Genomic DNA, 21,428 nt, shown 5'->3' with positions numbered 1-21,428 from the left:
GTCTCGCCGGGCGCGACGGCGGCGGCCACGGCGGCCGCAGCCGGGGCGACCGCAGCCGGCACAGCCGCTGCCGCGCCCGCGGCCGGTACAACCGCTCCCGCACCCGCGGCCGGTGTAACCGCTGCCGGACCCACGTCTGGCACAGCCGCTGCCGGACCCGCTGCCGGCACGACCGCTGCCGCTCCCGCCGCTGCCGCGGCATCCGCGAACCCTGCGGCATCTGCGACTCCCGCGGCAGCCGCACCGACTGCGGCAGCGGCCACCGCTGCGGCCGCCGCCGCCGCTGCGGCATCCGCCACGGCCGCGACACCTGCCGCCCCGACCGCCGCAGCGGCCCGGCCCCAGGTCCAGCCGCGACCGACGACCCCACCGGAACCGAAGACGCAGTCGCCGATCTCGTCCGGTCCGGTGCCGCCGTCGGAGCGCAGCGAGTCCCCGCTGGACGTGTTCGAGGCGGAGGACGGCAAGCGGCGCTGGCCCAAGCGTCTGCTGATCGCGGGCGTCATCGTCCTCGTGCTGGGCGCGGTGTACGTCGGCGCGTCGTACGCGCTGGCGGACCGCGTGCCCCGGGGCGCGACGGTCGCGGGCGTGGACATCGGCGGGCTGACGTCGGACGAGGCGGTCGCGCGGCTGGACGAGGAGCTGGCGGACGCGACGACCCAGCCTGTCGAGGTCGTCGCGAACGACGTCCAGGCGACCGTGGACCCGACGGCGGCCGGCCTCACGTTCGACTCGCAGGCGACGGTCGACCAGCTGACGGGCGTGGACCTCGCGGACCCGTCGCGGCTCTGGGCGCACCTCGCCGGGGTCGGCGCGCAGGATCCGGTGACGTCGGTCGACGAGGAGGCGCTGTCCGCGGCGATCGGTGACCTGGGGGCCTCGCTGGCGCTCGCGCCGGTGGACGGCACGGTCGTGTTCGTCGACGCGACGCCGCAGTCGACCGCTGCGGTGGACGGCTGGAACCTGGACCAGGCGGGTGCCGCGGAGGTGCTGGCGGACGACTGGCTGGTGGCTGCGCGACCCCTCGAGCTGCCGACCGCCACGGTCGAGCCCGACATCACGCAGGAGGAGACGGACGCCGCGCTCGTGGAGGCGCGGCAGGTGACGTCGGCTCCGGTGACGGTCTCGGTGGCGGGGCAGAGCGCCCTCCTCGACGCGCCGACCCTGGCGGCGAACGCGTCGTTCGTGCCGGTGGACGGCGGCCTGGTGCTGCAGATGAACGGCGAGGGCCTCACGGAGGTCGTCCTCGCGCAGCTGCCGGACCTGCTGACCCAGTCGGCGGACGCGCACTTCGAGTTCGTCAACGACGCGCCGGTGATCGTCCCCGGCATCCCGGGGACGTCGCTGGACCCGGCGGCCCTGGCCACGACCGTCGCCGCGGCGACCGCGGCGCCCGACCGCACGGCCACGGTGGAGCTGGTCCAGGCGGACCCGTCGGAGTCGACGGCCGAGCTCGAGGCGCTCGGGGTGAAGGAGATCGTGTCGGAGTTCTCGACGCCCCTGAACAGCGAACCGCGTCGCACGGTGAACATCACGAACGGTGCGAGCAAGATCAGCGGCACGCTGATCCGTCCGGACGAGACGTTCAGCCTGACGGAGGCGCTCGGTCCGATCGACGCCGCGCACGGGTACGTCGAGGCCGGCGCGATCGTCAGCGGCGAGCACACGGACGCGTGGGGCGGCGGTCTGAGCCAGGTCTCGACCACCACCTACAACGCGGCGTTCCTGGCGGGTTTCGAGGACATCGAGCACCGCCCGCACAGCGAGTGGTTCGCGCGGTACCCCGAGGGCCGTGAGGCGACGATCTTCACCGGCACGCTGGACATGCGGTGGAAGAACAACACGCCCTACGGTGCGCTGGTGCAGGCGTGGGTCTCCGACGGTCGCGTGTACGTCCGGGTCTGGGGGACGAAGCACTGGACGGTCGACTCCATCACCAGCCCGCGCTCTGGCGTGGTCGCGCCGACGACGGTGTACTCGCAGTCGCCGACGTGCGAGGCGCAGTCGGCGGGCAACCCGGGCTTCTCCGTCACGGTGACGCGCAAGACGTACCTGAACGGCGCGCTGGAGAAGACCGAGTCGAACTCCTGGCGCTACAAGCCGCAGAACAAGGTCATCTGCGGGGCGCCGCCGACGGCGACGCCGCCCGCCACGCCGTAGTCAGGCGCCCGTCGGCCGGTGACGCCGGTCGACGGGTGCGGGCGGGACCAGCTTGGTGAGCACGATGTCGTCGGCGGGGACCCGGACGTCGCCGTGCCGGGTCCGCACCAGGACGCCGTCGTCGTCGACGGCGATGAGCTCGCCGAGCACGTCGGTGTGCCGGGGGGCGCGCAGGTCGGGGTGATCGGGGTGCGGCTCGGGCAGGTCGTCGCGCAGCCGACGGACGACGACGCGCACCCCGGGGGACCAGCTGCGCCAGCCGCCGGTGCTCACAGGTGTCCCTGTGATGGACACCGCGTCACGGGGCTGCGCATGTGAGCGATACTAAGAGCACCCCTGGCCTGTGGAGGACCGACCGTGACGTATGTGATCGCCGAGCCTTGTGTGGACGTCAAGGACAAGGCGTGCATCGAGGAATGTCCCGTGGACTGCATCTACGAGGGCAAGCGGTCGCTGTACATCCACCCGGACGAGTGCGTGGACTGCGGCGCGTGCGAGCCCGTGTGCCCGGTCGAGGCCATCTACTACGAGGACGACGTCCCGGAGCAGTGGACCGAGTACTACAAGGCGAACGTCGAGTTCTTCGACGACCTCGGCTCGCCGGGCGGTGCCGCGAAGATGGGTGAGATCGACAAGGACCACCCGATCATCGCGACGCTCCCGCTGCGCGTGCACGGCGACTGACGCCCGCCGGATGGGTCTGCTGACCGGCGGCCTGCCGGACTTTCCCTGGGACACCCTGACGCCGTTCGCGGAGCGCGCCCGCGCGTACCCGGGCGGCATCGTGGACCTGTCCGTCGGCACGCCCGTCGACCCRACGCCGGAGCTCGTGCGCGAGGCGCTGGCGGCTGCGGCGGACTCGCCGGGGTACCCGACGACGCACGGCACCCTGGCGCTGCGGCAGGCGGTGGTCGACTGGTTCGCACGGCGGCGCGGCGTCCGTGGGCTCGACCCCGCGGCGGTCCTGCCCACGGTCGGCTCGAAGGAGCTGGTCGCGTTCCTGCCGTCGCTGCTCGGCCTCGGGGCAGGCGACGTGGTGCTGCACCCGTCGGCGGCCTACCCGACGTACGACGTGGGGGCGCGGCTGGCGGGCGCGACGCCCGAGCCGACCGACGACCCCGCGGGCAGGCTCGCCGGCGCCGACGACGTCCGGCTGGTCTGGCTGAACTCCCCGGGCAACCCGGACGGCTCGGTGCTCGGCGTCGACCAGCTGCGTGCGGTGGTCGACGCGGCGCGCGCGTCGGACCGTCCCGTCGTCGTCGCGTCCGACGAGTGCTACGCCGAGCTGGCGTGGGACGAGCCGTGGGCGTCGGACGGGGTGCCCAGCATCCTCGACCCGCGGGTGACCGGTGGTGACCTCACGGGCCTGCTCGCCGTGTACTCGCTGTCGAAGCAGTCCAACCTCGCGGGGTACCGCGCGTCGTTCGTCGCGGGGGACCCCGTGCTCGTCGCGCAGCTGCTGGAGGTGCGCAAGCACGCCGGGATGATCGTGCCCGGCCCGGTGCAGGCCGCGACGACCGCGGCACTGTCCGACGACGAGCACGTCGCCGCGCAGCGGGCCGTCTACGGGCGCCGTCGCCGCGTGCTGCGTGCGGCGTTCGAGGACGCGGGGTACGCGGTCGACCGCTCGCACGCCGGTCTGTACCTGTGGGTGCGCCCCGAGTCCGGCGGTCAGGACAGCTGGGCCACGGTCGCCGACCTGGCCGGCCTCGGGATCCTGGTGGCACCGGGTGCCTTCTACGGCGACGCCGAGCATGTCCGCGTGGCGCTGACCGCGTCGGACGACAGCATCGCGGAGGCCGCGGCCCGGCTCTCGGGGGCCTGAACCACCGGGTGTGATCGTCGTCACAGCAGTCCCAACGCCTCGTCGAGGATTGGTCACGGAACGGTTCGCGCGGGTACCGTCGATCCACGCCAACGAGGGCACGCACGCGCTGGCCCAGCAGGCCCACCAAGCGCAGTCGCCGACGACCGAACGCCGCGGGTCATCCCCGTCATCCGGGAGTCGCAGGAGAGGAACACCATGTCGGACGTCGTCACTGCGGTTCACCAGCCGGTCCAGCTCATCGTCGACGGACAGTCCAAAGACCTGCCGATCGTGACCGCGACCGAGGGCAACGACGGCATCGTCGTCTCCTCGCTGCTGCGCGACACGGGCAAGGTCACCGTGGACCCGGGCTTCATGAACACCGCCTCGTGCGAGTCGCAGATCACGTACATCGACGGCGACCAGGGCATCCTGCGCTACCGCGGGTACCCGATCGAGCAGCTGGCCGAGCACTCCACGTTCCTCGAGGTCGCGTACCTGCTCATCCACGGCGCGCTGCCCACCGTGAGCGAGCTCGAGGCGTTCGAGGAGCGGGTCAACCGCCATACGCTGGTGCACGAGGACTTTCGCACGTTCATGGGGACGTTCCCGCGCCACGCGCACCCGATGGCCGTGATGGCGTCGGCGATCAACGCGCTGTCCACGTTCTACCCGGAGTCGCTGGACCCGTTCGACCCGGAGACCGTCGAGCTGGCCACGGTGCTCATCCTGGCCAAGACGCGGACCATCACGTCGTACGTGCACCGGGCGTCCAAGGGGGAGCCGCTGCTGTACCCCGACTACTCGCGGGGGTACGTCGAGGACTTCCTGCGGATGACGTTCGCGGTGCCGTACCAGCAGTACGAGGCGGACCCGGTGGTCGTGTCGGCGCTCGACCAGCTCCTGATCCTGCACGCCGACCACGAGCAGAACTGCTCCACGTCGACGGTGCGCATCGTCGGCTCCAGCCAGGCCAACCTCTACGCGTCGGTCGCCGCCGGCATCAACGCGCTGTCCGGCCCGCTGCACGGCGGCGCCAACGAGGCCGTCCTGAAGATGCTCACGGAGATCCAGGCCGACGGCGGCGACGCCACGAACTTCATGAAGCGCGTCAAGGACAAGGAGCCCGGCGTCCGCCTCATGGGCTTCGGGCACCGTGTCTACAAGAACTACGACCCGCGCGCGGCGATCGTGAAGAAGAGCGCAGACTCCGTGCTGTCCGCCCTGGGCGGCAACGACGAGCTGCTCGACCTCGCGATGGGCCTCGAGGAGATCGCGCTCTCCGACGAGTACTTCATCTCCCGCAAGCTGTACCCGAACGTCGACTTCTACACGGGCCTCATCTACAAGGCGATGGGCTTCTCCGAGGAGATGTTCACGCCGCTGTTCGCGCTGGGCCGCATGCCCGGCTGGATCGCGCAGTGGCGCGAGATGATGACGGACCCGCAGACCAAGATCGGCCGCCCGCGGCAGATCTACACGGGGGCCGTCGAGCGGGACTACACCGAGCTGGACGCCCGCTAGCCCGCGAGGGTCAGCCGGACGGTCCCCGCGGGCAGGGGGGTCTCCGTCGGCGCCCACGTGCCCTCGACGCGGTCCCAGGCCTGGTCGGCGACGGCCACGGACGTCACCGCGAGCGGCTCGGCGACGGAGACGGCCCACTGCGCGACCGCCCAGTCGAGGCGGCTGCGGTCCTCGGGCGCCCCGAACGCCGACGTGTCGACGAGCAGCGCCCCGGTGTCGTCCGCGACGACGGGCAGGCCGCCGAGGTCACGGTGCACTCGCGCGGCGACCGCGTCGGACGAGGCGGTCGCCGGGTCCGCGTCGTCCAGCCGGCACGTGAGGGTGGCGGGGGACCAGCCGGTGAGGGCGGACGCCCACGCGCGTGAGCGCGTCTCGTGCTGCGCGTACGCGTCGGGGAACCCCGACCGTTGCACCGCCTGCGCCGCCTCGGTGATGGGCAGGTTCTCGTAGCCCTCGATCGTCACCAGGCCGTCGTAGAAGCGTCCGGTGGCGTACACCGGGTCCTGCACCTGCTCCGCGGTGCCCCAGCCCTGCGACGGACGCTGCTGGAAGAGGCCGAGGCTGTCGCGGTCGCCGTAGTCCACGTTCACCAGCCGGGACTCCTGCAGCGCGGTGGCCAGCGCGATCGTCACCGCACGGGCCGGCAGCCCGCGCTGGACGCCGGTCGCCGCGATCAGGGCGGCGTTCTGCGCCTGGTCGGGGCTGAGCCGCCACCCGGTCCCGTCCAGCTCCGCCACGCACTGCTGCGCGGCGGGTGGTGCCGGGTCGAGGCGCGACAGGACGGTGACCACGCCGACGACGCCGGCGACGAGCACCGTGGCCGCCGCGACGACGGCTAACCCGGCCCGGCGCGCACGCCGGCGTCGAGCACTCACTCGTTGGCGTGCAGCGTGGCGTTCAGCTGAACGCCGGAACCCGCACGGGCGACGGCCTCGACCCCGCCGGTCAGCGAGTTGCGGCGGAACAGCACCCCGTCGCGCCCGGCCAGCTCACGGGCCTTGACCACGCGCGGCGAGTCCTCGAACCCGACCAGCGCGACCTTCGTGCCCGCCGTGACGTACAGCCCGGCCTCGACCACGCAGTCGTCGCCGAGCGGGATGCCGACCCCGGCGTTGGCACCGAGCAGGGTGCGCCGGCCGATCGACACGACCTCGCGGCCACCGCCGGACAAGGTGCCCATGATCGAGGCGCCGCCACCGATGTCCGACCCGTCGCCGACGACGACCCCGGCGGAGACACGGCCCTCGACCATCGACGTGCCGAGCGTCCCGGCGTTGAAGTTGACGAAGCCCTCGTGCATGACGGTGGTCCCCGCCGCGAGGTGCGCACCCAGGCGGACACGGTCGGCGTCGGCGATCCGGACGCCGGAGGGCAGGACGTAGTCGACCATGCGCGGGAACTTGTCGACCCCGAAGACGGTGACGGGGACACCGGTGGCGGCGCGCAGACGGCCGCGCGTCTCCTCGAAGCCGTCGACGGCGCAGGGTCCCCGGTCGGTCCACACGACGTTCGGGAGGACCCCGAACAGCCCGTCGAGGTTCTGCCCGTGCGGCGGGACCAGGCGGTGGGAGAGCAGGTGGAGCCGCAGGTAGGCGTCGGCCGTGTCGGCCGGCGGGGCGTCCAGGTCGATCACCGTGCGGACGACCTCCACGCGGACGCCACGGGCGTCGTCGACGCGCTCGGAGGCGGTCAGCGACGTCGGCGCTGCGGCGTCGTCGGCGGGCGAGCCCAGGGCGGGGGAGGGGTACCAGACGTCGAGCAGGGTGCCGTCGTCGGTCACCGTGGCCAGGCCGTATCCCCAAGCCGGTCGCGCAGCCGTCCGTGCAGTCATGGCGACAACCCTAGGTCACCACGGGGACGGGCTAGGGTCGCGTCGTGGACACGGCCCTGGACCTTTCGTCGGATCTCGTCTCGCTCACCCGCGCCGTGTGCGACCTCCCGTCGGTGAGTGGCGACGAGCGTGCGCTGGCCGACGCGGTCGAGACGGCCCTGGCGCGGTACGCCCATCTCGAGGTGCTCCGCGACGGTGACACGGTCGTCGCCCGGACGAACCTCGGGCGGGCGTCGCGCGTCGTGATCGCGGGTCACCTCGACACCGTGCCGATCGCCGACAACCTGCCCACCCGGCTCGTCGGGGAAGGTGCGCAGGCGGAGCTGTGGGGCCGCGGCACCGTCGACATGAAGGGTGGGGTGGCCGTGCAGCTGGCCCTCGCGGCGGAGCTGAGCGAGCCGACCCGTGACGTGACGTGGGTGTTCTACGACCACGAGGAGGTCGCCGCCGACCTCAACGGCCTGGGCCGGATCGTGCGGGAGCACCCGGACTGGGTGACGGGCGACTTCGCGATCCTCGGTGAGCCGACGAACGGGGGCATCGAGGGCGGCTGCAACGGCACGCTGCGGGCCGAGGTGCGGCTCACGGGCGTCGCCGCCCACTCGGCGCGCGCGTGGATGGGCCGCAACGCCATCCACGCCGCCGGCGAGGTGCTGCGCCGGCTCGAGGCGTACACGCCCCGGGAGGTCGAGGTCGACGGGCTGGTCTACCGGGAGAGCCTCAACGCGGTGCTCGTCTCGGGCGGCACCGCCGCCAACGTCATCCCGGACGCCTGCGTCGTCACGGTGAACTACCGGTTCGCGCCGTCGGCGAGCGTCGAGCAGGCGTCGGACCACGTGCGCGAGCTGTTCGAGGGGTACGACGTCGAGATCGTCGACGCGGCACCCGGCGCGCGGCCCGGTCTCGACGACCCGCTCGCGCAGGAGTTCGCGCAGGCCGTGCTCGCGATCACCGGCGGGGCGCCCGCGGCCAAGTACGGCTGGACGGACGTCGCCCGGTTCTCCGAGCTGGGGGTGCCCGCCGTGAACTTCGGCCCGGGGGACCCGCTGCTGGCGCACAAGGACGACGAGCGGTGCGTCGTCGGCCAGATCACCGTGGTGCACGCGGCGCTGCGGGACTGGCTGACCGCCTGAGGTGAACGGCGGGCGTCGACGGCGAGAACCGCGCGTCCGTGCCCGCCAGGTCGACCTAGAGTCGGGGCCATGAGCGACGACGGCGTGTCCGCCCCGGGTCACGGGTACCGCAAGGGCCCGGTCCTGCTGCGCGGCCAGCAGATCCCCACCACGACCTCCGACCAGCGCCTCCTGAGCGGTGCGGGCGACGCGGAGTGGCTGCGCGGCGACCCGTGGCGGGTCATGCGGATCCAGAGCGAGTTCGTCGAGGGCTTCGGGGCGCTCGCGGAGGTCGGCCCGGCGGTCAGCGTGTTCGGCTCGGCGCGGGTGCCGGTGGACCACGCCGACTACGCGATCGGGATCGAGGTCGCGCGCCTGCTGGTCGAGGCGGGGTACGCGGTGATCACGGGCGGTGGCCCGGGGATCATGGAGGCCGCCAACCGGGGCGCGCTGGAGGCCGGCGGCCTGTCCGTGGGGCTCGGCATCGAGCTGCCGTTCGAGCAGGGCATGAACGACTACGTCGAGCTCGGCGTGAACTTCCGGTACTTCTTCGCGCGCAAGACCATGTTCGTGAAGTACTCCGAGGGCTTCGTGGTGCTGCCCGGCGGCTTCGGCACGTTCGACGAGCTGTTCGAGGCCCTGACCCTGGTGCAGACGCACAAGGTGATCAGCTTCCCGATCGTGCTGGTCGGCCGCGACTACTGGCAGGGCCTCATCGACTGGGTGAGCACCGCGGTGCTGGCCCGGGGCATGATCTCGACGGCCGACCTCGAGCTGCTCAAGGTCGTCGACACCGCCCAGGAGGCCGTCGACATCGTGCTCGAACGGGGTGCCCAGCTGCGTGCCGAGGAGCAGGCCGCCGCCGCGGCGACCGCACGCGCGCAGCAGGCCGCCGAGGGCTCGTCGCGGTGACGACGCCGCCGGTCGGTGCGCAGCTGCGCCTGCGCGGACGCTGGATCGCGCCCGACCGCCCGGCCGTGATGGCTGTCGTCAACCGGACGCCGGACTCGTTCTACGCCGCCGCCCGGTTCGACGACGCGTCCGCCGACGAGGCCGTCGCGCGTGCGGTCGACGAGGGCGCGGACATCGTCGACCTCGGCGGGGTGCGGGCCGGCCGGGGACCGCGCGTCGAGGCCGCCGACGAGATCGCGCGGGTGATCCCGCTGGTCAGGCGGGTCCGGGCGCGCCATCCGGACCTGGTGGTCAGCGTCGACACGTGGCGCGCGGAGGTGGCCCGGGCGGCCGCCGACGAGGGTGCGGACCTGATCAACGACACCTGGGCCGGTCACGACCCCGCGCTGATGGAGGTCGCCGCCGAGCGTGGCCTCGGGATCGTGTGCTCGCACACGGGTGGTGCGCGGCCCCGGACGGACCCGTTCCGCGTGGAGTACGCGTCGCCCGACGGCGGCGACCCGCTCGACGGCGTGGTCGACGACGTCCTTCGGACGCTCTCGACGGCCGCGGCACGGGCGGTGTCCCTCGGGATCGACCCAGCGAGCGTGCTGGTGGACCCGACGCACGACTTCGGCAAGAACACGTGGCACTCCCTGCACCTGGTCCGGCGCACCGAGGCGCTGGTCGCGCTCGGCTTCCCGGTGCTCATGGCGCTGTCCCGCAAGGACTTCGTGGGGGAGACCCTCGACCTGCCGGCGGAGGAGCGGCTCGAGGGCACGCTCGCCGCGACCACCGTCGCCGCGTGGCTCGGTGCCCGGGTCTTCCGGGCGCACGACGTGCGCGCGACCCGGCGCACCCTCGATATGGTCGCCACCATCCGCGGGGACCGTCCCCCGGCTCGGACGGTCAGGGGGCTGGCGTGAGCGAGGTGCAGGAGGTCGAGGAGTCCCCGGCGGAGGCCGAGCGGGCGCCCGGCCTGTGGGCGTGGGCGGTGAGCCGACCGTGGTGGGTGCAGGTGCTCCTCGTGTACGGCGCCGCGCGGCTGTTCACGGCGGCGGTGTTCCTGTGGGTCGCGAGCCTCCAGGAGCAGAACCCGTGGACGCCTGAGCACCCGGGCTACTTCCCGTACGTCGGCTTCATGTTCGACGGGTCCTGGTACAAGAACGTCGCCGAGAACGGCTACCCGGCGCAGCTGCCGGTGGGTGCGGACGGTCTGGTCCAGCAGAACGCCTGGGCCTTCTTCCCGCTGTTCCCGATGCTGGCGCGCGGCCTCATGATCGTCACGCGCGGGCCGTGGGAGGTCGTCGCCCCGCTGCTCGCCCTCGTCCTGGGCGCCGGCGCAGTGCTCGCCATCCACCGGACCGTCGTGCGCGGCGCTCCTCGTGCGATCGCTGCCCGGCCCGGCCTCCCGCTGGCGACGGTTGCCCTGGTCAGCGTCTTCCCGACGGCGGCGGTGCTGCAGGTCGCCTACACCGAGGCCCTGGCGCTGCTCCTCGTCGCGAGCGCGCTGCTGCTCCTCCTGCGGCGCGACTACGGGTGGATGGCGCTCGTCGTCGTCGCGCTGGGGTTCACGCGTGCGGTCGCGCTGCCGATGGCGGTGGTGGTCGTCGTGCACGCCGCGGTGCGCTGGTGGTCGGCGCGCCGTGGCGAGGACACGTTCACCTGGCGCACGGGGACCGGGCTGGCAGGGCTGGCGCTGCTGGCGGCCGCGTCGGGCTTCCTGTGGCCCGCGATCTGCGGCTGGGTCACGGGGGTGCCGGACGCGTACCTGCAGACGCAGGAGGCGTGGCGCGGGGTCCGTGAGGTCGCGCCGTTCGGGGGCTGGTTCTACGTGCCGCAGTTCTGGTTCGGGTCCCGCGCGCTGCTCGTGGTGGGCCTGTCCTTCGCGCTCGTCGTCGCGGTCCTCGTGGTGCCGGCCGCCTGGCGCCTGGGCAGGGAGCTGCACGCCTGGGCGGCCGCCTACATCGTGTACATCGCCGCCGTGGTGGAGCCGGGCAGCAGCMTGGCGCGGTTCCTGCTGCTCGCGTTCCCGCTCGCGGCCGTGACCGCGGGGGTGGTGACGCGGCCTCCGGCGGCACGGCGCTGGTGGTTCGGGGCCGTCGTCGTGCTCATGCTCGGGCTGCAGGTGCTGTGGGTCCGGCAGATGTGGCACGCCAACCCGGTGGCGGACTGGCCACCGTGATCCTGGACGTACGTCCGATCGGTGGGCCTGACCGGCATCCGGACAGGTGGGGGGCCTCAGGTGAACTAGGATGGACCGCGGACAACCGGTAGACGAGGCCGACGTGTGGTGCGCCAAAACGCCCCCACGAGCCGCGCGCCGGACGCACGAGCGAAGGAGAGGCCCCGCATGGCCGCGATGAAGCCGAGGACCGGTGACGGCCCGCTCGAGGTCACGAAGGAGGGGCGCGGCATCGTGATGCGCGTCCCGCTCGAGGGCGGTGGACGGCTGGTGGTCGAGCTCAACGCGACCGAGGCCGCGGAGCTGGGTGAGGCTCTGACGTCCGTCGTCAGCTGACGATGGCACGGACCAGTCTGAGATCGTCGATCGGTCGCCTCCCCCCGGAGGTGACGGTCGACGGTGGCAGCATCGCGACGACGACGCTGCTGACCGACGGGTCGACCGACGCGGTCGCCGTCCCCGTGGCACCCGCACGTGCGGGTGACGATGCGCTGCGCCCGCTGCAGGGCACGGCGGAGGCGGCGGCGCGCTACGGCGTGGACCTGGCCGAGATCGGCGAGCGCGCGCGGCTGAGCGGTGCGGCGGGCGAGATCTACGTCCTGCAGCTCCCCCGGCCGGTCGGCTCGTCCGTCACCCTGCCGTGGTCGGGGCTCCCGCCGCGCCTGGTGCTGGTCGGGGTCGGTGCGGGCCGGCCCGTGGACCTGCGGCGTGYCGGTGCTGCCCTCGCCCGGTCCTCCCGCGGTCTGCGCCGCGTGGTCACGACGCTCGGCGCCGAGGCCCACCAGGACGACTCGGCCGCCGCCACGGCTGCGCGGGCCGTCGCCGAGGGCTACCTGCTCGCCGCCTACGTCCCGCCGACCGCATCGACCGCGGACGGCCCGTCGCGCGACGCCGCGGAGCTCGTCCTGCTCGGACGCGACGGCATGCGCTCCGCCGCAGCAGTCTCCGAAGGCCGCACGGCCGCCACGGCGACGTGGCTGGTCCGGGACCTGGCCACCACCCCGTCCAGCACCAAGACCCCCGCCTGGCTCGCGGACCAGGCCAAGCGCCTGGCCACCCGGGCCGGGCTCGAGGTCACCGTCCGGAGCACCCGGGAGCTCACGGCCGAGGGCTTCGGCGGCATCCTCGCCGTCGGTGCCGGCTCTGCCTCGTCGCCGCGCCTCGTGACCGTCTCCTGGACGCCGCCGACCGCAGGTGGCCGGCACGTCGTCGTCGTCGGCAAGGGGATCACGTTCGACACGGGCGGCATCTCGATCAAGCCGCGCGAGGCGATGGTCCCGATGAAGACCGACATGACGGGCGCCGCCGTCGCGCTGGCCACCGTCCTCGGTGCTGCTGCCGCGGGTGTCGCCCACCGGGTCACGGCTGTGCTGCCGCTCGCGGAGAACCACTTCGGCGGCGCGTCGTACCGGCCCGGGGACGTCCTGACCATGTGGGGCGGCACCACCGTCGAGGTCGCGAACACCGACGCCGAGGGCCGCCTCGTCCTGGCCGACGCGCTGGCCTGGGCGGACGCCACCCTCGACCCCGACGTGCTCATCGACGTCGCCACGCTCACCGGCGCGGCCTCGCTCGGGCTCGGCAAGCAGTACGCCGCCCTGTACTCCGATGACGACGACCTGGCGGGCGCGCTCGCTGCAGCCGGTGACGCGTCCGGCGAGCTGGCGTGGCACATGCCGCTGGTCGAGGAGTACGAGGAGGCCGTGTCCTCGCAGGTCGCGGACCTGCGGCACGTGCCCGTCGACAAGCACATCGGGGGCGGCTCGATCACGGCGGCGCTGTTCCTGCGGCACTTCGTCGGGACGCGCACCTGGGCCCATCTCGACATCGCCGGCCCCGCGCGTGCCACGTCGGACAAGCACGAGGTCACCGAGGGTGCGACCGGTTTCGGGGCCCGACTGCTGCTGCGTTACCTCGACGACCTGCGCTGAGGATGGCGGGGGCCCAGGACCAGGCGGACTGGCGTTCCGCCGACGAGCTGTGGCTGGACCACGCCACGCTGCGACCGGCGGATGCGACGTGGCTGGAGCCGGTCAGGTCGCTGACCCTGTGGGCGGTCAAGGTTCCCGACGGGCTGCTCGCGTCCCTGCCGAACCTCGAGTACCTCGACCTGCGCGGCGGGACAGGCGTCTCGGTCGCACCCGCAGAGGGGTGCCGGCGGCTGCGGTACCTCCAGGTCAACCAGGTCCGCGGCGTGACCGACCTCGCCGTGGTCCCGACGCTCACGTCGCTGGAGCTGCTCAGCCTCTACGGGCTCCCGCGCGTCGAGACCCTGCCGTCGTTCGCCCCGCTCGGCCGGCTCCGCCGGGTCGAGCTCGGCTCGCTCAAGGGACTGACCGGGCTGACCGGGCTGCACGACGCGCCCGTGCTCGAGGAGATCCTGCTGCACAAGGCAGTCGGGTTCGCGCCCGACGATGCCGCCCGGCTCGCCAGGCACCCCACGCTGGGGGCGTTCGAGTGGGTCGCCGAGGACGTGCCGGTCGGGGTGTCGCGACCGTTCCGGGAGACCGTGGCCAGGCCGCCGGCGCGCTCGATGTTCGCGCGCGACTGGCTCGCTCGGAGCTGAGGGCACCCCGCGCCGCTCTGGCGACGGCGCGGGGTGCCCGGTCAGGTCAGAACGGGCAGCTGGAGCTCGCCTCGGACAGCGCGGTGCCGGACGGGGTCGGGCACAGGAACTGCGTGAAGCGGGTGTCGTTGTCGACGAACCGCTTGAGCCACGCGATCGAGTTCTCGGCGATCGTCGTGTTCGAGCTGTTCGGCGCGAAGTGGCTCGCGCCGCGCAGCTCCAGGTACGTGCGCGGCGTCGACGACGGGAGCGTCTGGTAGAACGGCTTCGCGTGCGACGCGACCGGCGCGACGGTGTCGCTCTGGGCGCCGATGACCAGGGTCGGGGTGCTGACCTCGGGCCACGTCTTGTCGGTGTTCCACGGGGTCAGCGGGATCGCCGCCTTGAGGGACGGGCGGTCCTTGGCGGCCTCGAGCGTCCCGCCACCGCCCATCGAGTGGCCGACGACGGCGACGCGGGTGGCGTCGATCCGACCGGCCACCGCGCTGCGCTGGGTCAGGTAGTCGGCGGCCGCGAGCAGCTGGTCGCCACGGGACGACGGCTGGTCGTAGACGGTGATCGTGTCGATGGTGAACACGACGAAGCCCTGGGACGCGATGCGCGGCCCGAGCCACGCCATGCTCGACTGCCGGGCGGTGTAGCCGGGGGCGACGACGACCGCGCCGAACGTGCCCTGGGACTGGTCGGTCGGGTAGTAGACGGTGCCGCCGCCGAAGCCGCTGACGGCGTACCGGGAGACCGAGGTCTGCGAGACCGCGAACGACCCGCGTGCGGCCTGGATGCTGGACCGCGTCGGGTCGGGGCCGCGCTGGTACGGGTTGTCCGCGGCTGCGGCCGGGTTGATGCCGGCGATGCCGCCGACGACGAGGGTGGCGCTGAGCACGGCGGTCGTGGCGGTGCGCCGCCACTGGGTCAGAGATGTCACGTCGTTGTGTCCTCTCGATGGTGCCCCGCCGACCGGTGACTCGCGGGGCATGGGTGGGAACTGCCTCCTCTACGACACAAACCGACCGGTCGGTTTCGCAACCTACACCGACAGCGCCCAGTTGTCATCGAATTCCTGTGACGTAGTCACGAGTCCAGGCAACCGGCAGCGCCGACCCACGAGGACGTCGGGGCGCTCGGAGCGCGGCGTCGGCGGTGCTGACCTGCGAGCACGTGGGACGGTCGAGGACACGCCGTCGACGGCGCCGAGCGGCTAGCGCTTGACGGCCACCAGCAGGCCGTCGCCCACGGGCAGGAGGGACGGGAGGAGGCGGTCGTCGGCACGCACGATGCGGCCGACCTCGCGGATGGTGGTCGTCGTCTCGTCGCGGCGCGCGGGGTCCGCGACGCGGTCGTGCCACAGGGCGTTGTCCACCACGAGCACCCCGCCGGGCCGCAGCAGGCGCACCGCCTGCTCGACGTAGCCGCGGTAGTTCTCCTTGTCGGCGTCGACGAACACCAGGTCGTAGCCGCCGTCGGTGAGCCGCGGCACGACGTCCAGCGCGCGACCGGAGATGGTGCGCGTGCGCGTGGGCTTGATGCCCTCCTCCGCGAACGCCTCCTTGGCAGCGCGCTGGTGCTCGACCTCGAAGTCGATCGTGGTCAGGACGCCGTCGGCCGGCATCCCGCGCAGCAGGTACAGCGAGCCGACCCCGGTCCCCGTCCCGATCTCCACCACGGCGCGGGCGGCGACGGCCGCGGCGAGCACGCTCAGCGCGGCACCCGCACCCGGCAGCACCGGGCTGCACCCCAGCTGCGCAGCGCGCTCGCGGGCGCGCAGCAGGACGTCGTCCTCCGGCAGGAACTCCTCGCAGTAGACCCAGCTCTGGGCCTTGTCGGTGGAGATGGTGGCCTCCCGGGGCGCGACGACGTGGTGGTGCAACGGTCGTCCGCCAGCGTAGTCGCGCGATGTCGGGGGGTGCCGTCGACGGGCCCGGCGCGCGCGGTCCGCTACGAGCGGAACTTCTCGCCCGCTGCAGGCGTTCCTAGCGTTCGAGGCTCACAGGTCGACCTGGGACACTGGGGCACGATGTCACGCACCGAGGAGACCGCCCCCATGACCACCCAGCCCGCCGCCTGGCAGGCTCCGTCGTGGGAAGAGATCGTCCGCGACCACTCCGCGCGGGTGTACCGGCTCGCGTACCGCCTCACGGGGAACAAGCACGACGCCGAGGACCTCACGCAGGAGACGTTCGTCCGCGTGTTCCGGTCGCTGCACTCCTACACGCCCGGCACGTTCGAGGGCTGGCTGCACCGGATCACGACCAACCTCTTCCTGGACCAGGCCCGCCGCCGCCAGCGCATCCGCATGGACGCCATGGGCGAGGACTCCGAGCGGTACGCGTCCGGGGACCAGCTCGGGGCGCCGGAGCGGGCGTTCGAGCACGGCAACCTCGACCTCGACATCCAGCGCGCGCTCGACCAGCTGCCCCCGGAGTACCGCGCGGCCGTGGTGCTGTGCGACATCGAGGGACTGTCCTACGAGGAGATCGCGGTGACGCTCGGCATCAAGCTGGGCACCGTCCGCTCCCGCATCCACCGTGCCCGCGCGCGCCTGCGGGTGTCGCTGGAGCACCGCGCCCCCTCGTCCGCCACGGACGTCTCCCCGCTGACGGTCCTCGGATGAGCCACCTCGGGTCGCGGATCAGCGCGCTGGTCGACGGGCAGCTCTCGGTGCCGGACACCGAGAAGGCCCTCGCGCACGTCGCGGTCTGCCCCGAGTGCTCCGCCGAGCTCGCCGCGTCCCGCGCTGCCCGCCGCGCCCTGGCCTCCGCCGACGAGGTCGCGCCGAACCCCGACCTGACCGCGCGGCTCCTGTCGCTGGCGGGCTCACCCGACCCGTTCGCCGGCGACCCCTTCGCCCCACCGGTCCGGCAGTCCCGCGACGAGCTGGCCTCGTACGGCGTGGCCAGCGGCGGGCTCGGGTCGCGCGGGTGGCGCGGCAACGGCTCGTTGCGCGGCGACGTCGGTCACCGGCGCTCGTCCGTCCGGATCGCCGCCGGCTCGATGGCAGGTCTCGGTGCGGTCGCCGCGATGCTCTTCGTCCTCGGCGAGCGCCCCGACGTGGTCCCCACCGTGCACCCCGGGGTCGACCTCGGGCTGCTCGGGCAGGCGACTGAGGGTCCCGCCGCGGACCGCGTGATCGACACGAGCCCGTGGCCGGTCGCCGACGGCTCCGCCGAGGCGTCGCACCAGACCGTGGCGTGGCTGCGGGCGCACGCCTGGACGTTCCCGGCCGAGCTTCCCGCGGGCTGGTCCGTGACCGCGGTGCGCTGGTCCGGCGACGACTCCCGGGTGCTCGAGGTCGACGTGACGGGCGCCGACGGGACGTCGCTGGTCGTCACGGAGCAGCAGGGACGGCTCGAGACGGGCGCGCTCGCCGGGGCTCCCACCAGCGAGGTCGGTGGACGGCAGGTGTACGTGCTGTCGTTCGAGCCGTGGCACGTCGTGTGGCAGGCCGACGGCACGGTCGTCCAGGTGGTCGGGTCGCAGTCGTCCGGCTCTGCCGAGACACTTGTGGGAGCCTTTCCTGGCGGCGCCTTCGACGACGGCGTACCCGCGCGGATCACGCGCGGCTGGGACACCGTGACGGGAGCGCTCGAACGGCCATGACGACCCCCGACGACGCGCAGCCCGTGGCGGTCCCTGCCGGCGAGGACGCCGAGCAGGTCCCCGCCGGCCTGTTCGCCTCGCCGTCGGGCCGCCGCGAGCTGCCCCCGACGCCGCCCGCGCCCGAGGCGCCCCCTGTGGGCACCGACTCCACGCCGCCGTCGGCTGCGCACGCACCGACAACGCCGGCACCGGCCACGCCCGCACCGGGCGCTCCCGCCGCGCCGCCGTCGGCCCACCCGCCGGGCAGCCACTGGTCGGTGCCGCACGGTTCCGTGCCGAGCTATGCACCGCCCGCGTCGTCCGTCCCCCCGAACCCGTACGGGCCGGCCGTCCAGCAGCCCGTCCCGGCGCCGTGGGCCGGCGTCCCGTACGTCACGACGGGCACGACGGCGGGTGCCGAGCCCGGGCCGTCCTTCGGTCAGCCCGGTCAGCAGCCTGGTCAGCCAGGCGTGCCGCACACCGTCGTCCTGCACCGCAAGCGTCGCCGCACCCTGTCCGCCGCCTGGGTGGTCCCGCTCGTCGTCATCGCGCTCGCGGCAGGTGCCGTCGGTGGCGTCCTGGGAGCCCGGCTCACCGACGACGACCACCTCGCCGACGCGGGCCTGCCCATCGCTCCCGTCGGTGCGGGTCCGGTGCAGCGGGAGCCGGGCTCGGTGGCGGGAATCGCGGCCGGGGTGCTGCCGAGCGTCGTGTCCATCCAGGTCGACGGTCCCGACGGCAGCGCGACCGGCTCGGGGTTCGTGCTCCGGGGCGACGGCTACCTCGTCACCAACAACCACGTGATCGCGCAGGCCGACGGTGCTGCGTCCGCGACGATCACCGTGACGTTCGTCGACGGCAGCGAGCAGGAGGCGTCGATCGTCGGGCGGACGTCCGACTACGACCTCGCCGTGCTCAAGGTCGACGTCGACGGCCTGACGCCGCTCCTGCTCGGCGACTCCGACGCGGTCGTCGTCGGCGATCCCGTGGTCGCCGTCGGCGCACCGCTGGGGCTGGCCGGCACCGTCACGACCGGCATCGTCAGCGCCCTGAACCGGCCGGTGTCCGCGGGCGAGGCCACCGACTCCGACGACCAGGCCTTCATCAACGCGATCCAGACCGACGCCGCCATCAACCCCGGCAACTCCGGGGGCCCGCTGGTCAACGCGGCGGGCGAGGTCATCGGGATCAACTCGGCGATCGCACAGCCGCCGGGGTCGCTGTCGATGGTCGGCGGGAGCATCGGCCTCGGGTTCGCCATCCCGTCGAACCAGGTGCGCCGCACGGCGGACCAGCTCATCGAGACGGGCAGCGCGACGTACCCGATCATCGGGGTGCTGCTGGACCAGCGGTACACCGGCGAGGGTGTGCAGGTCTCGACGGACGTGCAGGACGGGCGGCAGCCGGTCACGTCCGACGGGCCGGCGGAGCGCGCCGGGATCCACCCCGGTGACGTCATCCTGGCCATCGACGGGCGCCCGGTGACGGACCCCGACGAGCTCATCGTGGCGATCCGCGCACGCACCCCGGGGGACACGATCGTGCTGCACGTGCGCAGCGGTTCCAGCGAGCGCGACGTGCGCGTCAAGCTCGACGAGTCGCCGACGGACTGACCTCCGGGCCCCGGTGGCCGGCATCCACAGGGCCGCCCGCGAGGCCCAGGCTCGGGGGGTACTCTGACCCGGTGTTCGGGATCAACGGCGGTGAGCTGCTGGTGCTCCTCGTCGTCGCCGCGCTGGTCATCGGCCCCGAGCGGCTCCCCGGCTACGCCGAGCAGCTGGGCCAGTGGGTGCGCCGCGGCCGCCGGTTCATCCGGGACGCGAAGGCGCGCGTCGACGAGGAGCTGGGCGACGAGGTCGGCGACGTCGACTGGGCGGCGCTCGACCCCCGCAAGTACGACCCACGCCGGATCGTGCGGGACGCGCTCCTGGAGGACGACGAGCCGGTGCGGCCCGTGAGCACGCCTGCCACCCGCCCGCGTACCGGCGCTGCCGCAGCCCGCGCAGCGACCGGCGGTGCCGCCGCAGCGGCGGCGACGGGCGGCGCCGGCACCGCACCCGCAAGCACCCCCTACGACGACGAGGCCACCTGACCGGTCCTGCCCCGTCCCCCTCCCTCGGGAGCGCCCGGCCCGCCGGTCCTCCCGCCCTGACAGAATGGTCCGATGGTCTTGGCGCCGCAGCAGTCGCGCATCTTCTCGGGGATGCAGCCCACGTCCGACTCCCTCCAGCTGGGCAACTACCTGGGCGCCCTGACCCAGTGGGTGGCGCTCCAGGAGGAGCACGACGCGATCTACTGCGTGGTGGACCTGCACGCGCTGACGGTGAGCCCCGACCCGGCGGTGCTGCGCGACCGCACCCGTCGGACCGCCGCCCAGTACCTCGCGGCGGGCGTGGACCCGGACCGCTCGATCCTGTTCGTGCAGTCGCAGGTGCCCGAGCACGCCGAGCTCGCCTGGTTGCTCTCGTGCCACACCGGGTTCGGCGAGGCCAACCGGATGACGCAGTTCAAGGACAAGTCCGGCAAGCACGGGACCGACGGCACGACGGTCGGGCTGTTCACCTACCCGGTGCTCATGGCGGCGGACATCCTGCTGTACGACACGACGCTCGTGCCCGTGGGGGAGGACCAGCGCCAGCACCTGGAGCTGACCCGGGACCTGGCCCAGCGGCTGAACTCGCGCTTCGGCCCCGACACGGTCGTCGTGCCCGAGCCGCACATCGTCAAGGCGACCGCCAAGATCTACGACCTGCAGGACCCGACCGCCAAGATGAGCAAGTCGGCGGAGAGCCCGAACGGACTGATCGAGCTGCTGGACGACCCGAAGGTCGTGGCCAAGCGCATCAGGTCGGCGGTCACGGACGCGGAGCGCGAGATCCGGTTCGACCCCGAGGGCAAGCCCGGCGTCTCCAACCTGCTGACCATCTACTCGGCGCTGACCGGCCGGGACATCCCCGCGCTGGAGGCCGACTACGCGGGCAAGGGCTACGGCGACCTGAAGGTCGACCTGGCGAACGTCGTCGTCGACTTCCTCACGCCGTTCCAGGCCCGGGTGCACGGGTACCTCTCCGACCCGGCGACCCTCGACGAGGTCCTGGCCGACGGTGCCGACCGGGCGCAGGACCTGGCCCGCGGCACGCTCGAGCGCCTCTACGACCGCAGCGGGCTGCTGCCTCGGCGGTCGCGCGCCCGGGTCGGCGCGTGAGGTTGCCGGAACGATCCGGCAACCAGGTCCGGATCGGGGTGGCCATCACCGTGCCGGAGCCGTACGGCGCGGTGCTGCAGACCGCGCGCGCCCGGTTCGGTGACCCCTGGGCGGAGTTCATCCCGCCGCACATCACCCTGCTGGGCCCGACCGTCATCGAGCACGACGAGGTCGTCCCCGTCGACGAGCACCTGGCAGCCGTCGCAGCCCGGCACGCACCCTTCGTCGTGACGCTGCGCGGGACGGCGACGTTCCGGCCCATCTCTCCGGTGGTGTTCGTCCAGGTGGTCGACGGGGTAGCCGGCTGCGAAGGCCTCGAGGGGAGCGTCCGGTCGGGCGTGCTCCACCAGGAGCTCCGGTTCCACTACCACCCGCACGTCACCGTCGCGCACGAGGTGCCCGACGACCAGCTCGACGCCGCGTTCGCCGGTCTGGCCGACTTCGACGCGTCCTTCGTCGTCGACAGCTTCCACAGCTACGCGCACGGCGACGACGGCGTGTGGCGTCCCGCGCGAGACTTCAGCCTCACCGGACCGCCCGCAGATGCCGGGGTCGGCACCTCGACCTAGGG

Annotated in this window: 22 protein-coding genes; 17 read left to right on the top strand and 5 right to left on the bottom strand. The window is 73.4% G+C overall.

Annotation, left to right across the window (positions count from 1 at the left end; all coding sequences use genetic code 11):
• The first annotated feature begins 408 nt into the window (after positions 1-408).
• Positions 409-2,160, top strand: coding sequence for a VanW family protein (locus ACXJKF_RS20295; RefSeq protein WP_456789537.1), 1,752 nt, complete (start codon positions 409-411; stop codon positions 2,158-2,160).
• Here the strand turns inward: ACXJKF_RS20295 and ACXJKF_RS20290 are convergent, their stop codons facing one another.
• Positions 2,161-2,433, bottom strand: coding sequence for a hypothetical protein (locus tag ACXJKF_RS20290; RefSeq protein ID WP_456789536.1), 273 nt, complete (start codon positions 2,431-2,433; stop codon positions 2,161-2,163).
• Between the two features lie 84 nt (positions 2,434-2,517).
• Here ACXJKF_RS20290 and fdxA point away from each other — a divergent pair, with 84 nt between their 5' ends.
• From fdxA to ACXJKF_RS20275, 3 genes are all read left to right on the top strand, one after another.
• Positions 2,518-2,844, top strand: coding sequence for a ferredoxin (gene fdxA / locus ACXJKF_RS20285; protein ID WP_028050935.1), 327 nt, complete (start codon positions 2,518-2,520; stop codon positions 2,842-2,844).
• 10 nt (positions 2,845-2,854) lie between these two features.
• Positions 2,855-3,985 carry a succinyldiaminopimelate transaminase gene (dapC, locus tag ACXJKF_RS20280; RefSeq protein WP_456789535.1) on the top strand — a complete coding sequence of 377 codons (1,131 nt, stop codon included), beginning with the start codon at positions 2,855-2,857 and terminating at the stop codon, positions 3,983-3,985.
• A gap of 198 nt (positions 3,986-4,183) precedes the next feature.
• Positions 4,184-5,491 (top strand): citrate synthase, encoded by a 1,308-nt coding sequence (locus tag ACXJKF_RS20275; protein ID WP_456789534.1) that lies wholly within the window; start codon positions 4,184-4,186, stop codon positions 5,489-5,491.
• On the opposite strand, the gene ACXJKF_RS20270 is transcribed toward ACXJKF_RS20275, so the two are convergent.
• Positions 5,488-6,366, bottom strand: a complete 879-nt coding sequence (locus tag ACXJKF_RS20270; protein ID WP_456789533.1) for a hypothetical protein — start codon at positions 6,364-6,366, stop codon at positions 5,488-5,490. The two genes, ACXJKF_RS20275 and ACXJKF_RS20270, sit on opposite strands and share 4 nt — an antisense overlap.
• Complete coding sequence (dapD, locus tag ACXJKF_RS20265) at positions 6,363-7,322, bottom strand: 2,3,4,5-tetrahydropyridine-2,6-dicarboxylate N-succinyltransferase (RefSeq protein ID WP_456789532.1); 960 nt, start codon at positions 7,320-7,322, stop codon at positions 6,363-6,365. Before dapD ends, ACXJKF_RS20270 begins: the two co-directional genes overlap by 4 nt.
• A gap of 44 nt (positions 7,323-7,366) precedes the next feature.
• On the opposite strand from dapD, the gene dapE reads away from it, so the two are divergent.
• The 7 genes from dapE (at position 7,367) to ACXJKF_RS20230 (ending at position 14,076) form a co-directional block, all read left to right on the top strand.
• Positions 7,367-8,455, top strand: coding sequence for a succinyl-diaminopimelate desuccinylase (gene dapE, locus ACXJKF_RS20260; RefSeq protein ID WP_456789531.1), 1,089 nt, complete (start codon positions 7,367-7,369; stop codon positions 8,453-8,455).
• Between the two features lie 69 nt (positions 8,456-8,524).
• The gene (locus ACXJKF_RS20255) at positions 8,525-9,346 is read left to right on the top strand and encodes an LOG family protein (protein ID WP_456789530.1); all 822 of its coding nucleotides are present in this window, start codon (positions 8,525-8,527) and stop codon (positions 9,344-9,346) included.
• The gene (gene folP, locus ACXJKF_RS20250) at positions 9,343-10,251 is read left to right on the top strand and encodes a dihydropteroate synthase (protein ID WP_456789529.1); all 909 of its coding nucleotides are present in this window, start codon (positions 9,343-9,345) and stop codon (positions 10,249-10,251) included. Before ACXJKF_RS20255 ends, folP begins: the two co-directional genes overlap by 4 nt.
• The gene (locus ACXJKF_RS20245; RefSeq protein WP_456789528.1) at positions 10,248-11,510 is read left to right on the top strand and encodes a hypothetical protein; all 1,263 of its coding nucleotides are present in this window, start codon (positions 10,248-10,250) and stop codon (positions 11,508-11,510) included. The genes folP and ACXJKF_RS20245 overlap by 4 nt, the downstream gene beginning before the upstream one ends.
• Before the next feature lie 168 nt (positions 11,511-11,678).
• On the top strand, positions 11,679-11,846 hold the full coding sequence (locus ACXJKF_RS20240) for a DUF3117 domain-containing protein (protein WP_013772033.1): 168 nt from the start codon (positions 11,679-11,681) through the stop codon (positions 11,844-11,846).
• 2 nt (positions 11,847-11,848) lie between these two features.
• Complete coding sequence (locus ACXJKF_RS20235) at positions 11,849-13,441, top strand: leucyl aminopeptidase family protein (protein ID WP_456789526.1); 1,593 nt, start codon at positions 11,849-11,851, stop codon at positions 13,439-13,441.
• Positions 13,442-13,443: 2 nt separating this feature from the next.
• A complete protein-coding gene (locus ACXJKF_RS20230) occupies positions 13,444-14,076 on the top strand; it encodes a hypothetical protein (RefSeq protein ID WP_456789525.1) in 633 nt (210 codons plus the stop codon).
• Between the two features lie 46 nt (positions 14,077-14,122).
• Here ACXJKF_RS20230 and ACXJKF_RS20225 read toward each other — a convergent pair whose 3' ends face one another.
• Together ACXJKF_RS20225 and ACXJKF_RS20220 are read right to left on the bottom strand one after the other, a co-directional pair.
• Positions 14,123-15,001 (bottom strand): alpha/beta hydrolase family protein, encoded by an 879-nt coding sequence (locus ACXJKF_RS20225; RefSeq protein WP_456789524.1) that lies wholly within the window; start codon positions 14,999-15,001, stop codon positions 14,123-14,125.
• Between the two features lie 273 nt (positions 15,002-15,274).
• A complete protein-coding gene (locus ACXJKF_RS20220) occupies positions 15,275-15,907 on the bottom strand; it encodes an O-methyltransferase (RefSeq protein WP_456789539.1) in 633 nt (210 codons plus the stop codon).
• Positions 15,908-16,090: 183 nt separating this feature from the next.
• Here ACXJKF_RS20220 and sigE point away from each other — a divergent pair, with 183 nt between their 5' ends.
• The 6 genes from sigE (at position 16,091) to ACXJKF_RS20190 (ending at position 21,426) form a co-directional block, all read left to right on the top strand.
• Positions 16,091-16,687, top strand: a complete 597-nt coding sequence (gene sigE, locus ACXJKF_RS20215) for an RNA polymerase sigma factor SigE (RefSeq protein WP_456789523.1) — start codon at positions 16,091-16,093, stop codon at positions 16,685-16,687.
• A complete protein-coding gene (locus ACXJKF_RS20210) occupies positions 16,684-17,673 on the top strand; it encodes a zf-HC2 domain-containing protein (protein WP_456789522.1) in 990 nt (329 codons plus the stop codon). The genes sigE and ACXJKF_RS20210 overlap by 4 nt, the downstream gene beginning before the upstream one ends.
• Positions 17,670-19,265 carry a S1C family serine protease gene (locus ACXJKF_RS20205; protein ID WP_456789521.1) on the top strand — a complete coding sequence of 532 codons (1,596 nt, stop codon included), beginning with the start codon at positions 17,670-17,672 and terminating at the stop codon, positions 19,263-19,265. Before ACXJKF_RS20210 ends, ACXJKF_RS20205 begins: the two co-directional genes overlap by 4 nt.
• A gap of 71 nt (positions 19,266-19,336) precedes the next feature.
• Positions 19,337-19,744 (top strand): twin-arginine translocase TatA/TatE family subunit, encoded by a 408-nt coding sequence (locus tag ACXJKF_RS20200; RefSeq protein WP_456789520.1) that lies wholly within the window; start codon positions 19,337-19,339, stop codon positions 19,742-19,744.
• Positions 19,745-19,816: 72 nt separating this feature from the next.
• Positions 19,817-20,857: a tryptophan--tRNA ligase gene (trpS, locus tag ACXJKF_RS20195; protein WP_456789519.1), complete on the top strand. Its 1,041-nt coding sequence runs from the start codon at positions 19,817-19,819 to the stop codon at positions 20,855-20,857.
• The gene (locus ACXJKF_RS20190) at positions 20,854-21,426 is read left to right on the top strand and encodes a 2'-5' RNA ligase family protein (RefSeq protein ID WP_456789518.1); all 573 of its coding nucleotides are present in this window, start codon (positions 20,854-20,856) and stop codon (positions 21,424-21,426) included. Before trpS ends, ACXJKF_RS20190 begins: the two co-directional genes overlap by 4 nt.
• The last annotated feature ends 2 nt before the right edge of the window (positions 21,427-21,428 follow it).

It is taken from the genome of Cellulomonas sp. P5_C5 (assembly GCF_054049655.1).
The sequence above is the reverse complement of the archived record's forward strand: the minus strand, read 5'-3'. Positions and strand labels throughout refer to the sequence as shown.

Excerpts from the sequence above, each read along its gene's own strand:
- ACXJKF_RS20275 (WP_456789534.1), top strand. The coding sequence starts at position 4,184 with ATGTCGGACGTCGTCACTGCGGTTCACCAGCCGGTCCAGCTCATCGTC.
- dapD (WP_456789532.1), bottom strand. The coding sequence starts at position 7,322 with ATGACTGCACGGACGGCTGCGCGACCGGCTTGGGGATACGGCCTGGCC.
- ACXJKF_RS20255 (WP_456789530.1), top strand. The coding sequence starts at position 8,525 with ATGAGCGACGACGGCGTGTCCGCCCCGGGTCACGGGTACCGCAAGGGC.
- ACXJKF_RS20240 (WP_013772033.1), top strand. The coding sequence starts at position 11,679 with ATGGCCGCGATGAAGCCGAGGACCGGTGACGGCCCGCTCGAGGTCACG.
- ACXJKF_RS20230 (WP_456789525.1), top strand. The coding sequence starts at position 13,444 with ATGGCGGGGGCCCAGGACCAGGCGGACTGGCGTTCCGCCGACGAGCTG.
- sigE (WP_456789523.1), top strand. The coding sequence starts at position 16,091 with ATGTCACGCACCGAGGAGACCGCCCCCATGACCACCCAGCCCGCCGCC.
- ACXJKF_RS20210 (WP_456789522.1), top strand. The coding sequence starts at position 16,684 with ATGAGCCACCTCGGGTCGCGGATCAGCGCGCTGGTCGACGGGCAGCTC.
- ACXJKF_RS20205 (WP_456789521.1), top strand. The coding sequence starts at position 17,670 with ATGACGACCCCCGACGACGCGCAGCCCGTGGCGGTCCCTGCCGGCGAG.
- trpS (WP_456789519.1), top strand. The coding sequence starts at position 19,817 with ATGGTCTTGGCGCCGCAGCAGTCGCGCATCTTCTCGGGGATGCAGCCC.